Annotated in this window: 12 protein-coding genes and 3 pseudogenes; 5 read left to right on the top strand and 10 right to left on the bottom strand. The window is 64.9% G+C overall.

All coding sequences use genetic code 11. The annotated features are described in order from the left end of the window. Nucleotides 1-29 precede the first annotated feature (29 nt). Both chrA and K6K41_RS06490 read left to right on the top strand, forming a co-directional pair. Nucleotides 30-1,434 (top strand): annotated as a pseudogene (chrA, locus tag K6K41_RS06495) (chromate efflux transporter). 23 nt (nucleotides 1,435-1,457) lie between these two features. After that, nucleotides 1,458-2,237 (top strand): cobalamin-binding protein, encoded by a 780-nt coding sequence (locus K6K41_RS06490; protein ID WP_261404379.1) that lies wholly within the window; start codon nucleotides 1,458-1,460, stop codon nucleotides 2,235-2,237. Between the two features lie 19 nt (nucleotides 2,238-2,256). Here the strand turns inward: K6K41_RS06490 and arsC are convergent, their stop codons facing one another. From arsC to K6K41_RS06480, 3 genes are all read right to left on the bottom strand, one after another. Next, nucleotides 2,257-2,622 carry an arsenate reductase (glutaredoxin) gene (gene arsC / locus K6K41_RS06485; protein ID WP_261404378.1) on the bottom strand — a complete coding sequence of 122 codons (366 nt, stop codon included), beginning with the start codon at nucleotides 2,620-2,622 and terminating at the stop codon, nucleotides 2,257-2,259. A 205-nt stretch (nucleotides 2,623-2,827) separates the two neighbouring features. Then, nucleotides 2,828-3,100, bottom strand: coding sequence for a hypothetical protein (locus tag K6K41_RS30225; protein ID WP_428978595.1), 273 nt, complete (start codon nucleotides 3,098-3,100; stop codon nucleotides 2,828-2,830). 96 nt (nucleotides 3,101-3,196) lie between these two features. Next, nucleotides 3,197-3,622 carry a hypothetical protein gene (locus tag K6K41_RS06480; RefSeq protein ID WP_261404377.1) on the bottom strand — a complete coding sequence of 142 codons (426 nt, stop codon included), beginning with the start codon at nucleotides 3,620-3,622 and terminating at the stop codon, nucleotides 3,197-3,199. A 116-nt stretch (nucleotides 3,623-3,738) separates the two neighbouring features. Between K6K41_RS06480 and K6K41_RS06475 the strand changes: the two are divergent. Beyond that, nucleotides 3,739-4,926 (top strand): annotated as a pseudogene (locus K6K41_RS06475) (IS3 family transposase). Here the strand turns inward: K6K41_RS06475 and K6K41_RS06470 are convergent. Next, nucleotides 4,916-6,457 (bottom strand): AAA family ATPase, encoded by a 1,542-nt coding sequence (locus K6K41_RS06470; protein ID WP_261404376.1) that lies wholly within the window; start codon nucleotides 6,455-6,457, stop codon nucleotides 4,916-4,918. The pseudogene K6K41_RS06475 and the gene K6K41_RS06470 sit on opposite strands and share 11 nt — an antisense overlap. A 47-nt stretch (nucleotides 6,458-6,504) precedes the next feature. Beyond that, a complete protein-coding gene (locus K6K41_RS06465; RefSeq protein WP_261404375.1) occupies nucleotides 6,505-7,095 on the bottom strand; it encodes a hypothetical protein in 591 nt (196 codons plus the stop codon). A gap of 270 nt (nucleotides 7,096-7,365) precedes the next feature. On the opposite strand from K6K41_RS06465, the gene K6K41_RS06460 reads away from it, so the two are divergent. Further along, a complete protein-coding gene (locus tag K6K41_RS06460; RefSeq protein ID WP_261404374.1) occupies nucleotides 7,366-7,608 on the top strand; it encodes a helix-turn-helix domain-containing protein in 243 nt (80 codons plus the stop codon). Between the two features lie 746 nt (nucleotides 7,609-8,354). Next, entirely contained in the window at nucleotides 8,355-8,600 is a 246-nt protein-coding gene (locus K6K41_RS06455; RefSeq protein WP_261404373.1) for a hypothetical protein, read from the top strand. A gap of 135 nt (nucleotides 8,601-8,735) precedes the next feature. Here K6K41_RS06455 and K6K41_RS06450 read toward each other — a convergent pair whose 3' ends face one another. The 5 genes and pseudogenes from K6K41_RS06450 to K6K41_RS06425 all read right to left on the bottom strand — a co-directional run bounded on the left by K6K41_RS06450 (nucleotide 8,736) and on the right by K6K41_RS06425 (nucleotide 13,795). Continuing rightward, entirely contained in the window at nucleotides 8,736-8,972 is a 237-nt protein-coding gene (locus tag K6K41_RS06450) for a hypothetical protein (RefSeq protein ID WP_261404372.1), read from the bottom strand. Continuing rightward, the gene (locus tag K6K41_RS06445; RefSeq protein WP_261404371.1) at nucleotides 8,962-9,174 is read right to left on the bottom strand and encodes a hypothetical protein; all 213 of its coding nucleotides are present in this window, start codon (nucleotides 9,172-9,174) and stop codon (nucleotides 8,962-8,964) included. Before K6K41_RS06445 ends, K6K41_RS06450 begins: the two co-directional genes overlap by 11 nt. A gap of 155 nt (nucleotides 9,175-9,329) precedes the next feature. Next, entirely contained in the window at nucleotides 9,330-9,509 is a 180-nt protein-coding gene (locus K6K41_RS06440) for a hypothetical protein (protein ID WP_261404370.1), read from the bottom strand. A gap of 269 nt (nucleotides 9,510-9,778) precedes the next feature. Next, nucleotides 9,779-11,664: pseudogene (locus tag K6K41_RS06435) on the bottom strand (hybrid sensor histidine kinase/response regulator); the annotation flags it as partial. 370 nt (nucleotides 11,665-12,034) lie between these two features. Continuing rightward, nucleotides 12,035-13,795, bottom strand: a complete 1,761-nt coding sequence (locus K6K41_RS06425; RefSeq protein WP_261404369.1) for a PAS domain-containing protein — start codon at nucleotides 13,793-13,795, stop codon at nucleotides 12,035-12,037. Nucleotides 13,796-13,799: the final 4 nt, after the last annotated feature.

Below are 13,799 nucleotides of genomic sequence, written 5' to 3'. Positions count from 1 at the left end.
CCAGAGTCCTCTCAAGGGGATGGACGCCTATGCCTGCGACCGCCGCCGCTTCGCCCCCGCCGTCATCCGCCGATCCGGGCGACGCGCTTCCGCCGCCCGCCGTCCCCTCGCTGCGCGAGGCTCTGGGCGTCTGGGCGCGCATCGGCTGCCTGAGCTTCGGCGGTCCTGCGGGCCAGATCGCGCTCATGCACAAGGAGCTCGTCGAGGAGCGCCGCTGGATCGGCGAGGAGCGGTTCCTGCACGCGCTCAACTACTGCATGCTGCTGCCGGGGCCCGAGGCGCAGCAGCTCGCCACCTATGTCGGCTGGCTGATGCACCGCACGCTCGGCGGCCTGATCGCCGGCCTGCTGTTCGTGCTTCCGGGCGCGCTCGTGATGTTCGGGCTGAGCGTCCTCTATGTGCTGTGGCGCGACGCGCCCGTCGTCGACGCCGTGTTCTTCGGCGTGAAGGCCGCGGTGCTCGCCGTGGTGCTCGAGGCGGTGATCCGCATCGGCCGCCGGGCGCTCAAGAACCGCGTGATGGTCGCGATCGCGGCCGCGGCCTTCGTGCTCATCTTCGTTTTCAAGGTTCCGTTTCCGGTCATCGTTCTCGGGGCCGCGCTCTTCGGCTGGCTCGGCGCGAAGCGCCGGCCCGAGCTGTTCCGGGCGGGCGGCCACGGCGCGTCGGGCGCGCCGCGCCATATTGGCGTGGTCGACGCCATGTTCGCGCGCGGCGAGCTCGATCACCTGCGCCCGAGCGGCGCGCGGGCGCTGAAAACGCTCGCGATCTGGACGCCGGTCTGGCTCGCGCCCGTCGGAGTCCTGTTCGCGTTGACGGGCTCGTCCAGCGTCTGGAGCGAACTCGGCGCGTTCTTCTCCTCGATGGCGATGGTGACGTTCGGCGGCGCCTACGCCGTCCTCGCCTATGTGGCGCAGGCCGCCGTCGACACGTTCGGCTGGATGCGGCCGGGCGAGATGGTCGACGGGCTCGGCCTCGCCGAGACGACGCCCGGCCCGCTGATCATGGTGACGCAGTTCGTCGGCTTCCTCGCGGCCTATCGCGCGCCCGGCGGGCTCGACCCTCGTCGCCGGCGCGCTCGGATCGCTGCTCGTCACCTGGGTGACGTTCGCGCCCTGCTTCCTGTGGATCTTCCTCGGCGGGCCTTATGTCGAGGCGCTGCGCTCCAACGCGGCGCTGAGCGCAGCGCTCTCGGCCGTGACCGCGGCGGTCGTCGGGGTCGTGGCCAATCTCGGTCTCTGGTTCGCGCTTCACGTGCTGTTTCGCGAGCAGACGTCGCTTGGCTTCGGGCCGGACCTCCCGGTCCTCGCCTCGCTCGACTGGCGCGCCGCGCTGCTCGCCGGCGCCGCGATGGTCGCGATGCTGCGGTTCGGCGTCGGCATGATCCCGACGCTCGCCGCTTGCGCGCTCGGCGGCCTCGTCCTCGCCTTGCCCTGACGCCTGTTCCGGAGACGCCTGCGATGCGCCGCTTCCCGCCCGAACGGATCGTCTGCCTCACCGAGGAGACGGTGGAGACGCTCTACCTCCTCGGCGAGGAGGACCGCATCGTCGGCGTGTCGGGCTACGCCGTCCGTCCGCCGCGGGTGCGGCGCGAGAAGCCGCGGGTCTCGGCCTTCACCTCCGCCGACATCCCGAAGATCCTGGCGCTCAAGCCTGATCTCGTGCTCGCCTTCTCGGACCTTCAGGCCGGCATCGTCGCCGATCTCGTCCGCGAAGGCGTCGCGGTCCACGTCTTCAACCACCGCGACGTCGCCGGCATCCTCGCCATGATCCGGTGCGTCGGCGCGCTTGTGGGGGCGGGCGAGACGGCGGCCGAGCTTGCGGAGACGCTCGAGGCGAGGCTGGCGCGGGTCCGCGCCGCCGCGGGGAGCGGGCGGCGGCCGAGGGTCTATTTCGAGGAGTGGGACGGCCCGCTCATCAGCGGCATCGGCTGGGTGTCGGAGCTCGTGGCGGTCGCAGGCGGAGACGACGTCTTTCCCGAACTCGCCGCCTGCGCCGCCGCCAGGGACCGCGTGGTCGCGCCCGAGCGGGTGGCGGCCGCCGCGCCCGACGTCATCCTCGCCTCATGGTGCGGCAAGAAGGTCGTGGCCGACAGGATCGCCGCCCGTCCCGGCTGGGATGCGATCCCCGCCGTGAAGGCTGGCCGGATCCACGAGATCAAGTCGCCGCTGATCCTGCAGCCGGGGCCGGCGGCGCTGACCGACGGCCTCGACGCCATCCTGGCGGCGCTCGCGGGATAGGGGCCGGGTCCCGTCGCTCCTAGAGAACGTCCTGCACGGTTTCGGCCGGCCGGCAGAGCCGGACGCCGCGCGGGGCGAAGACGAACGGGCGGTTGATCAGCACGGGATGCCGGATCATCGCGTCGAGGATCTGCTCGTCGGACGCTTCGCTAAGGCCGAGCTCCGCGAAGAGTTTTTCCTTCGCGCGGGCGGCGCTGCGGGGCGTGAGCCCGGCGGCCGCGATCGCCTCGACGAGGTCGGCTCTCGCAGGCGGGGTCGTCAGATACTCGACGACCGCCGGCTCGATCCCCGCTGTCCGGATCGCCGCGAGAACGGCGCGCGAGGTTCCGCAGGCGGGGTTGTGCCAGATCACGACCGCGCCGGGTGTTTCGTCTTGAAAAACCATCCAACCTCGCTCAGCAAAAATAGCAAAGCCGAGAGAATGAACGGTTTGCACCGATGATGCTCCACGCTCGCTCAGATTAGCCCTATTTCGTGTCGGCGCCTGCCGCCATTCGTTTCGCGGCAGATTGAACCGCGACGCCCATACGAAAATGGCCCCGCCGGAGCGGGGCCATTTGTGGAGTGAGTTTGGCCGTGTGAAATCTGGTCTAGGGGGTGACAGCCGTCAGGTCGACGCGCCGATAGAGAACGACGCCCGTATTGAACGCAGGTACGATGCCACGCCGAGTCTGTTCCCGCTGAAACGCATAAATGCTCGTTCCCGACGACCTGCTCCTTCTGAAAGCGAAACGTAAGCCGCGGAAAATTCGGTGACTGCCAACCGCGACACGATTCATCGGCCGATTCGTTTTCGGATGACGACCATCGACCGCCGGCAAAACGCCCTTGTCGATAAGCGCGAGAACACCGTCCTGCGACACCCCGAGCAATTCGGCAGCTTCCTTGGTCGACAGGGCGTCGCGATTTTTCGTCAGGACCAGCTTCTCGACCTCTCGTGGATCGACAAGTACGGAGTTTTAACCGTGTATGCCGATGCGCTTGCCGATCCGCTCGAGCTTCCCGTCAAGAATGAGACGCAGAATGGCCCCGGCGCCGCAGAACACCCTTTTCTGGGCGGAACTGATGTTCATGAACGATGGATCGGCGCTGTAGCGCTCGTCAGCGCGTTCCATCAGGCGCTTGAGAAAGGCGTCCAGGTCGCGGGCGAGAATGGCATGGTCCTTGAGACCGCTGGCTCCCGATGGCATCCAGGGCTTTAGAAGACCTGACGCCACGAGTATGGGCTCGTGCGATTTTGGAGCGTTCAGGTACTTGAGCGCCTGCTGGTAGTTCATGCAGGCCTTGGCGTCCTGCAGGAACTGCTCGGACGCGATGGCGTCGAAGATCATCCAGTTGAACGGCAGATCGACCTTCTCCTCGATCCATCCTCCCTCGATCAGCATGAGCCGTAACCGATCACGATCCATCCGGTACTGGCGGCTGGCGCTCCAAACTGGTCTGCCCCCTGAGAAGTGGTCCTCCCTGATGTATGGCTTTTGGCCATGTGGAGGACTGAACGATGCCGAGGAAGAGGCACGCACCTGAAGAGATCGTCGCGAAGCTGCGGCAGGTCGAGGTTCTGACCGCGCAAGGTCGGCCGGTCGCGGAAGCGATCCGGTCGATCGGGGTGACCGAAGTCACGTTCTATCGCTGGCGCACCGAGTATGGCGGGCTGAAGGGCGATCAAGTGAAGCGCCTGAAGGAGCTGGAGGCCGAGAACGCCCGGCTTCGTCGAGCGGTGTCGGACCTGACGCTGGACAAGATGATCCTGGCGGAGGCAGCTCGGGGAAACTGATCAGCCCCGCCCGTCGCCGCGACTGCGTCGATCGTGTGGTGAGCAAGCTCGGCGTGACGGAGCGCCGTGCTTGCCTTGTGCTCGGCCAGCACCGATCGACACAGCGGAAGGTCCCAACGCGGCCCGACGACGAGGCGGCGCTGACCGCCGACATCGTCGCGCTGGCTGTCCAGTATGGCCGTTACGGCTACAGGCGGATCGCGGCTCTGCTGCGCTCCGCCGGCTGGGTCGTGAACCTGAAGCGGGTCGAGCGGATCTGGCGACGTGAGGGGCTGAAGGTTCCGACGAAGCAACCCAAGCGCGGGCGGCTGTGGCTCAACGACGGCTCATGCGTGCGGCTGCGGCCCGAGCGGCCAAACCACGTCTGGTCCTACGACTTCGTCGAGGATCGAACGCATGACGGCCGCAAGTTCAGGATGCTCAACGTGATCGACGAACCGAAGGTCGGCGCAGCCAGTTCACGCGCGAATGCCTGGCGATCCGGATCGGGCGGAGGCTCAGGTCGACCGACGTCATCGACGTCCTGTCAGACCTGTTCATTCTCCGCGGCGCGCCGGGCCACATCCGGTCGGACAACGGCCCGGAGTTCGCGGCCAAGGCCGTCCGCGAGTGGATCGTCGCCGTCGGCTCGAGGACTGCCTTCATCGAGCCCGGCAGCCCTTGGGGAACGGCTACTGCGAGAGCTTCAACGCTCGGCTCCGCGACGAGCTTCTCAACGGCGAGATCTTCTCCTCACTCGCCGAGGCCAAGGCCGTGATCGAAACCTGGCGGCGGCACTACAACGCCATCCGCCCACACTCGGCGCTCGGCTACAGGCCGCCCGCGCCAGAGGTCGCGCTATGGCCGGCTGCGCAACCCCGACCAGCTCCGCCGGCCACACCAACCGTCGCGTCAGCGCCGCTCATGAACTAACATTCCAACCGGACCACTCGATGGGGGCCGGCCAATCGATGAGATCGTTGTCGAGGATGCGCGGAAGGGGGTGCAGATGCGTCAGCGCCCTGTCGACGTCGACCGCGATCAGCCTGTCGCCGAGCAGCAGACTGGCGAGCGCATGGCCAGCTTCATGCCCGGCCGCAGTCCGTGTCTCGGCGTCATCCAGCCGGATGCGAGGCGAAAGGGCCTCGTGCAGATCCTTTAAGGTCAAACGCCGATGGCGTTCGCGCGCCAGCTGTCTGGCCTCGCGCACGGCACGCTGGATGTCAGCTCCGCTCATCCCGCCGGAGCGGATGGCGCAGGACCGCAGATCTGCGCGCGAGACTGCGCCCTTCACATAGAAGTCGAAGATGGATAGCCGGTCAGCCTCGTTCGGCAGTCCGATATGGACGATCGTTTCGAGGCGCCCTGAGCGTCTGAGCGCCTTGTCCACTCGATTGAGATCGTTGCACGCGCCGACCACCACTAGGCCAGGAACCTTCACCGCTCCGTCGATCGCGGAAAGGACGGCGTTGACGAAATTCAGCCACCACGACGCCGAGCTGCCCTTCTCCTGATCCCTGTCCACCAGGGAGTCGACCTCGTCGATGAAGAGAAGGCCAGGCTGGAACGACGAGGCCTTCGCGATCGACGCGCGCGCCGCGCTGATGACTGTGCCCAAATGGGTGTCGCCGGTGCTCAGCCACTCGGAGACGGATGTGATGACCGATCCGACCCCAAGGGTCTTGGCAAGCGACTGCGCAAAGATCGATTTGCCAGTACCGGGAGGGCCGACGAGCAGGGCGCCGCGAGGCAGATCGGCCAGAGTGACGCCGGGCTCACCGGCGCGAATGCTCTCGATGACATGAAGGGCGCTGAGCGCCCACCGCTTGGCGTCGCCATATCCGGCAAGCTGATGAATGGTCGGGATGCCATCGCTGTCAGCGCCGCCCTGGATGGCGATCTTGAACCTCTGCAGCGTCTGTTCGGCAGAGGCGCGCGGACGGACAAGCGCGCACAGGCCATCAAGGTCGATGGTGTTGACCGCAGCTATCAGGCCGGCGTCGACCGGGGTTGCGGTCGCCTCGGACAGAGCCTTGGCGACATCCTCGGTGGTCGGCCTCATGATCTCGATCCGGATGTCGGCGGAGTCAGTGAGGATCGGCAGCGGCTCGCTTGCGGGACAGAAGAGCGCGATGACGGACGCTCCTGTCGAGAGCTTGAGCTGAAGCGTCTCGAGGTCGGTATCCTCTTTGCTGGTTCGGACCTTTCGAGGAGCTCCCCTCTTGAAGACGTAAGGGCGGCGGCAGAGCGGAAGAGACTGACAGCGACCTGCGATTGGACCGGCCAGAGCGTTTGCCCAGATCTCGGTCGGAGCGTCGATGACGACGGTGATCTGGTCCTGAACACACGCGTCGATGATGTCGGGGGTAAGGTGCTGGTCGACGACGATTTCGACGAAGATCTGTCTGAACGGGCGCGCGATGGGGCGTTCACCGACGGCGTCGGCGTCTTCGTTTCTGGACATGCTGCTGATTTCTCGAAGTTGGAAAACGAGTTTGCGGAGGGATCTGTTCAGGCGACCGAGATCACGCTCTCTGGACGCATCGGGACCCTGAGATCCATCCTGAGAAAGCCTTCAGCGATCATGGCCAGAACCGCGCCGACCGGATCGTCATGGCCTGCAATCTCCCGCGAGCAGTCTTCCAGGCTGGCGAGCGGATCGGTCTGCAAATGGGCGAGGATGGCCATGCGGTGCGTGGCCGTGATCTGGACGTTGCGGCTGGAGCCGATCAGCGAGCAGTTTGTAAGAAAGACGGTTCTGCGCAGACGCCCCGCTGGCATCAGAAGAACCTTGCGCCGGACCCGCTCGCCATCCTGCTTGGTCGCCAGCAGCGCCCTCTTGTTCAGTTCCCATGAGTTGGAAGTCGCGACGAGAAGAGTGAAGCTTCGGGTGTTGGTCCGGAGTTTCGTGATGACCGCATCGGACGGCCGAAGCCCGTGATAGGCCGCCAGATTGCGGACCATGTCGTCGTCGCCATCCACCTCTACCGGAAGCGCCGAGAGGGCGGTGGTGACCTGTCGAAGAAGGCTTCGGATGTCATCGTTGTCGGAAGGATCCCCGCTCGGACTTGCCCGTATTGGACTGGTCGGCTGGCTGGTCATCGGCTCGTGTCCTGGATTGGCCGAAGCGTGGGCGCCGCGGCGACCGCGATCCTTCCCCTACTCGGCATCGAGGAGGGATTGACCGTCGACCGTCCATGAGCGCGCAACATCATCCACAGCCGCAATCCTTTGCGGTCGTGGTTTTCGGCTATGGTTTGATGGATTGCCCAAAGGTGGGTGGGTCGTCAGAGGCTGGGCGAGCGCATTGATGCATGCCGAATTTTGGGAACTCAATCCAAAAACTCCGTCAGTCTGCCGGAGTGTTTTTTGATGGTTAAGCCTTTTCAAATTCGGGCGGCGAGGGCCATCCTCTCATGGTCGCAACAGCAACTCGCGGAGCGAGCAAAGCTGAATAGGGACAGCATCACGGCTCTGGAAAGCCACGGAGTTCGGACGCATCCCGCGACGCTGAAGGCCGTGATCGACGTCTTCGAGCGGGAAGGTCTCTGCTTTGTTGAAGACGGACAGTCGTTCAAGATCGTAATCGACAAGCGCAGCGCTCACGCTGGGTGACGGCAATCGACTACAGTCGAAAACGTGCAGATAGAGAGCTCGGTCCGCCCAATCCTGGATGGCCGAGACTATCAGTCGGCGCTAAACCTTGGATCTGACGCAATTTCGATGAAGCGCAGCGGGATTATCAGGCACCGATAAGTCGGGCCGCAAGCAGGTCGAGCTTAGCTCGGCCCTACATCTGGCGCTCGATGAGCTTGAGCTTCGTGATCTGTCCTACGGTCGGCCCGTTGGGCCACGGCTCGACAAGGTCCGGTCGGACGGCAACTCGGTCCCGGACCACGCACGCGTAAATGAGCCGAGCAGGGTGGGCGGAGCGTCTGTGATTCAGGGATCAAGCTTCTGCGCGGCGTGGCGCCGAACCATCGCGTGGAAGCGATCGAGCAGGACGCGCGCCTGCGCAAGTTCCGGCGCGCGCAGGGGCCGCTGAAGTGACCGCTCTCGAGATGACGCCACCAATCGCCTGGTCGATAAGCTGACCTGCCCAAGGTCGGCCTTGGGTCAGCCCGGGACGAGGCCGAACCGCTCAGACGCGCCAACAGCGGTCATCTACATCACCGCCAAAATCAGACCTTCAACCTTGAGGCGAGCCAAGCGCAGATGGAGGTTGGAAAGCCATGCTGCATCTGAGGCTTCCATGTTGCAAGCATCAGGCGGCAGGCTTCGACCAACGTCGCTCAACTTTGAGGCGTCCTTGCTGAGCATTTGGTGTTGCCCGAGTAGGCGTCTCGACTAGCCTCGCAATCATGATGAGCTCGGCGGACTGTCTCGCTCTCTTCGTCACGCCTGTCCTCACCGAAAGCGCTTCGGCGCTAGCGCTTGCCCGCTCGGCGATAGAGGAGTTCGTCGCATCCTATGCCCACGCGCCCACAGGCGCGCTGGCTGCATTGCACGAGCTCGAGGCGGCTTGGATTGAGCGGAACCTCGACGGAGCGACGGCCGACTCAATTCTCGCCGACATAAGGTTGCGGATTTCGACCGCAGGTATCTGACGGATGGGTGGGATTGAGGGGCAAGCCTGCGGCTTGCCCCTCTGGCCGCTCCTCGGGGTTGGAGGCTCCGAGAGCGGTTGCCCCACCCTACGCACCAGGCGGTCCAAGCGATGCGCTATCGCATGCGGCGCGCCGTCACTCTCCGATATGGTCTTTACAGCGCTTGAGCACCGACGATCGGTACCAGCGCCAGGTCTCGATCTCGCGCTCGAGCCGCGCGTAGCGCTCCCGAAAATGGATGGTGAGCGGTTCGTTCTCGCCACGCTCGAACGAGCGTTTCAGCTCCTTCGCCAATCTCTGACAGGCGAGCAGCCGCTCCTCGGCGTAGCCAAGTTCGTCGCCCGCTATCCGGACGTCGCGATCATCCGCCAAGGCGAGTGCGGCCGCGCACGGCCCTCTCGCGAGACATTTCCAACTCGGCGATCGATACCCAACGCCCCGTCTCGGTGAAGACGGTTACGGCTTCTCCCGGACGTATCCGGGCAGCTTTGGCGATAGACAGGACGTCGATCTGTAACGCTGCCACCACAGCGGTCTGATGGCCGCGGTTGGTTGTAATGACCGTATAGGACATGCGCGCTCCCCCGAATGCGATCTGCGGGAGGTAGGCGCCTATCGGGAGATTCCAGACCCGGAGCGATCACGTAACTGAAGCGCACTGGATCAGGCCGAGACCTTTAACAGCTCGCGGCGCGCAAATTTTTCCTGAGGCGCTTTCAAATGTCGTCGTCAGGGCTTGGCCAGCGCCTCAAGTTCCTCGACGGTCAAGATCCATCCCGTATCGCTGGCGATGGTGACCTGGTCTCCGTCTTTCTCCAGGTCCTGGACGAGCCTGAGGGCGTCCAGGACCGAGGATGCGACGGTGGCTACCGGACCGCTCTCGGCGGCCGCGATGACCGTGTACGACATGCTGGCGTGGCCTCCGCTACGGCCCCTTCACGGTGCGCTGTTGGGATTTGCGACGCATCAACTTTTGAATCTGCGTCTCGGTTCCAACTGAAGGTATTCACGAACTCCAAAGGTGAGCGCGAGGCGGGAACAGAACGAGACGATCCGGATTCGTTCCGCAAGGTCGGACCGGGAACAGGTTCACCCGAACAAACCCTTCGCGATCGTAAACGTTTCCCGACGCCTGAACCTGGGGCGTAAGTCTCCGCGCCAAAGTTTGGTCGGAAGCTTCAGTCTTCCAGAATCTCACGGATCCGAGACTCAAGCGCGGCGACATCGAAGGGCTTCGTCATCACCGACATTCCCGGCTCGATCTGTCCGTTCCCGACGGCGGCGTTTTCGGCGTAGCCCGTGATGAACATGACTTTCAGTTCAGGCCGAACGATGCGCGCCGCGTCGGCCACCTGCCGGCCGTTCATGCCGCCTGGCAACCCGACGTCAGTGATCAGCAGGTCAATCCTAGCGTTCGAGCTCAGGACTTTCATGGCGCTTGGGCCATCGCCCGCCTCGATGGCCGCGTAACCTGAGTCTTCGAGCACCTCCATCACCAGCATGCGAACTGTCGCCTCGTCGTCGACCACCATGACCGTCTGTCCATCCGTCGCTCGGCGAGGATCGGGCGAGCGGATCTCAGCGGCGGGTTGAATGTCTTCGCCGAGATGGCGAGGTAGGTAGAGACAGATCGTGGTCCCTTGGCCGAGTTCGGAATAGATCCGAACCTGACCGCCCGACTGTCGGGTGAATCCGTAAATCATCGACAGGCCAAGGCCCGTGCCCTGTCCGAGCGGCTTGGTCGTGTAAAACGGCTCGAAGGCGCGCTCGATAACGGTCGGCGACATGCCTGTTCCCGTATCCGTGACGCAGACCGATAAGTACTGGCCTGGGGGTAGCTCCCGCTCCTTTGCCGTGCGGCCGTCGAGCCACCTGTTGGCGGTCTCGATTGTGATCCGGCCGCCGTCAGGCATGGCGTCGCGGGCATTGATCACAAGGTTGAGGATCGCGTTCTCAAGCTGGTGCGGATCGACCAGCGTGCCCCAAAGTCCGCCCGCTCCCACCACATCGACCTCGATCGCCGGGCCGACTGTCCGTCGAAGCAAGTCCTCCATCCCGCTGACCAGGCGGTTCACGTCCGTCGGCTGGGGATCGAGCGTCTGGCGTCGCGAGAAGGCGAGGAGCCGAGGGTCAGCGACGCGGCTCGCTTAGCCGCGCCTTGCGCGACCGTGACGTAGCGCTCAACGTCGTTCAAGCGTCCCTGGCGGATGCGCGTCAGCATCAGGTCGAGCGATCCGGTGATGCCGGTCAGCAAGTTGTTGAAGTCGTGCGCGATGCCGCCCGTGAGTTGGCCGACCGCCTCCATTTTCTGGGCTTGCCGCAATGCATCCTGCGCCGCGACCAGCTCAGCTTCGGCGCGCAGCCGGTCCGAGATGTCGTCGGCGAGGTGATAGGCGCCGATGATGACGCCCTCCGCGTCGCGCAGTGGCGTGTAGGCGACCTCCCACGAGGGCTTCGCGAGATCGGGGTCACCGAACTCTTCGGTCACGGTAAAGGCTTCGCCGCCGAGAGCCCGGGCCATGAAACCGCGAATGATCGCGGCCTGATCCGGCGGGAACAGGTCGGGGAAGACCTCGCCGAGTTGAACCCTGTGGCCGAAAATCCGGAAGAACTCGTCGCTGTGCGCGCTGTTGAACGCGATCAGGCGATATGAGGTGTCGAAAGTGCATATCGGCGAGGCGTTCGACTCGATGATGTCGCCGAACAGCCGGAGTTCGGCGGTTCGTTCAGCGACGATACGCTCGAGCCGCTCCGATGCTCGCCTGGCGTCGTCGATGTCCGTGTTAGCGCCGATCCAGCGAGTAATCCCGCCGTCCTTGCCTCGAACGGGTTCGGCGCGGACGAGAAACCATCGAAACGCTCCGTCGCGGCGACGCATACGGAACTCGGTCTGATAGACGTCTCCGGTCCGCAACGACCGTGACCAGAGTTCGCGCGCGACCCCGAGATCGTCTGGATGGACGATGCCGTTCCACGCATCGGCGCCGTGCAGGTCTCCAAGAGACGCCCCGGTATAGGCGTAGACCTGCGAGTTGAACCAGTAGAGCTCGCCATCCGACGTCGCAGCCCAGACCTGGTTGGGCATGGCCTGCGCGAAGACACGGAACTGCTCCTCGCTTTCCCGAAGGGCGTTCTCCGAGCGCACGCGTTCGGTGGCGGACCGCACGCGCTCCGCGACCTGTCTCATGAGCGCGAGCTCGCTCTCGGGACCAGCTCCGGGCTTCGGCGTGATTGGCGTAGAGCAGCGCGACCGTGTCGCCGTGTTCGACCAGCGGCATGTTCACGAACGCCAACGCGCTGATCGCCTGCAGGGCGGACGCGGTCGGCCGTTCGCGGATCCTTCGCGGCGTTGGCGATCGCTACGACGACGCCTCGCTTCAGATCCTCGATGTAGGAACCGTAGTCCCTAAAACTCAGGACCCCCGCGATCGTCTTCACACCGGGGGCGTTCCAATCCCGGTCAATCGAAATCGTCTCTCGGCGCTTGTCGACCACTCCGTAACCGACCCTGCTGACCGATAGCGTGCGCCCAAGCACTTCGCAGGCTGTGAAGGCGATTTCGGCCGGATCACGAAGCTCCCGAAGGCGATCGCTGAGTTCGAGCAGCGCGCCCTGATGCAGCTCGATCTCTCGACGCTGACTAATGTCGCTGAAAAGACCGCGACGGTCCGAGCCTCCGGCGCGCCGATGCGCACGGCGCGGACGTCGAACCAGCGACCGAACACATCGGCACGATTTTCGAAATGCGCCGGCTCTCCGGTCAGCGCCACCGCGCCATAAGTGTCGAGCCAGTGCCGTTCGAGGTTAGGCGCGAACTCGCTGACCCATTTGCCGACGACGTCGGCTCCGGTCTGCCGGGAGAAGGCGGGATTGGCCTCAGCGATCCGGTAGTCAATCGCGCGACCGGCCTGGTCATACTTCATCTCGAGCACGCAGAAACCGACGTCGATCGTCTCGAACAGGGTGCGGTAGCGGGCTTCGCTCGCCTCGAGCGCCTTCGTCGCAATTATGCGCTCGGTGACGTCGACGCCTTCGACGAAGATGCCGGAGACCGCGCCCGAGCCGTCCCGTAGCGGCTGGTAGACGAAGTCCAGATAACGCGCGTCAGGTTCTTTGCCGTCGACGTCCTCTACGGCGAACCGGTAGCCATTGGCCGCAAAGGCCTCGCCGGTTGAATAGACCTGATCAAGAAGCTGAAGGTAGCCCTGCGAAACCGCTTCAGGAAGCGCGTCGGCTACCGTTCTACCGACCACGTCACGTCCGCCGACGAGCCGGGTATAGCCTGGGTTTACCCGCACAATCTGATGGTCTGGTCCCCGCAGCATCGCCATGAAGGTCGGCGCCTGCGCGAACATCGTGGCGAGCTGCTCCCGCTCGGCGGCGATGTCTCGGTCGCGCAGCACGTCAGCCGTGATATCGCGAGCGACGCCGGCGAACCTGATCGATCGACCGCCATCGGTCTCGAACTCGCCTTTGCGCGAGATCCAGCGAAGCTCGCCGTCATTGGCGCGACGGATCCGATAGACGACATCGGTCGGCGAGACGCCGTCGCGCCGGCCTTCCTGGTGCGACACCAGCCCTTGATCGTCAGGGACGACCAGACGCTCGAACTCGGCGGCGTCGAATGTCGCGTGCTCGGGCATGCCGTAGAGGCGACAGAACTCGGGCGTGGCATGAAGCACGTCGTCGTCAACGCTGACCCAGAATACGCCGACCCCGCCCGCCTCCTGAGCTCGCCGGAGCCGAGCCTCGGCCTGCACCAGAGCTCGGCCATGCAGGTGCTGTTCGGTACGGTCGCGCAGCACCTTCACGAAGCCGATGTGGGCGCCGTCCCGGCCCTTCAGCGGCATCATCTCGCCGCTGGCCCAGAAGCGTTCGTCGCCCTTTCGCTGATGCCAACATTCGTCGATGGCCCGGCCGCTCGCAAGAGCCTCGCGCATTTCGCTTTCCAAGCGGCCGTCGACGCGGTCCTCGGGGGTGAAGAACGCTCGGGCGGACTGGCCGATCATCTCCTGCGCGGTCCAACCAAGGATGCGCTCGGCGCCGGCGTTCCAGTCCGTAACGACGCCGACGCGGTCCGTGGCGACGATGGCGAAGTCGGTGACGCTTTCGAGGATTGCGAGCTGACGAAGCAGCTTGTCTTCGATCTCGCTGGCGCTTTTGTCGCCGAAGCGGACGCACGTGTCGTCAGCCATGCCC

Origin of the sequence: Chenggangzhangella methanolivorans (assembly GCF_019797865.1) — a bacterium.
Lineage (GTDB): Bacteria > Pseudomonadota > Alphaproteobacteria > Rhizobiales > Methylopilaceae > Methylopila > Methylopila methanolivorans.
Note: the sequence above shows the minus strand (reverse complement) of the source record. Positions and strands in the feature narration are given on the sequence as shown.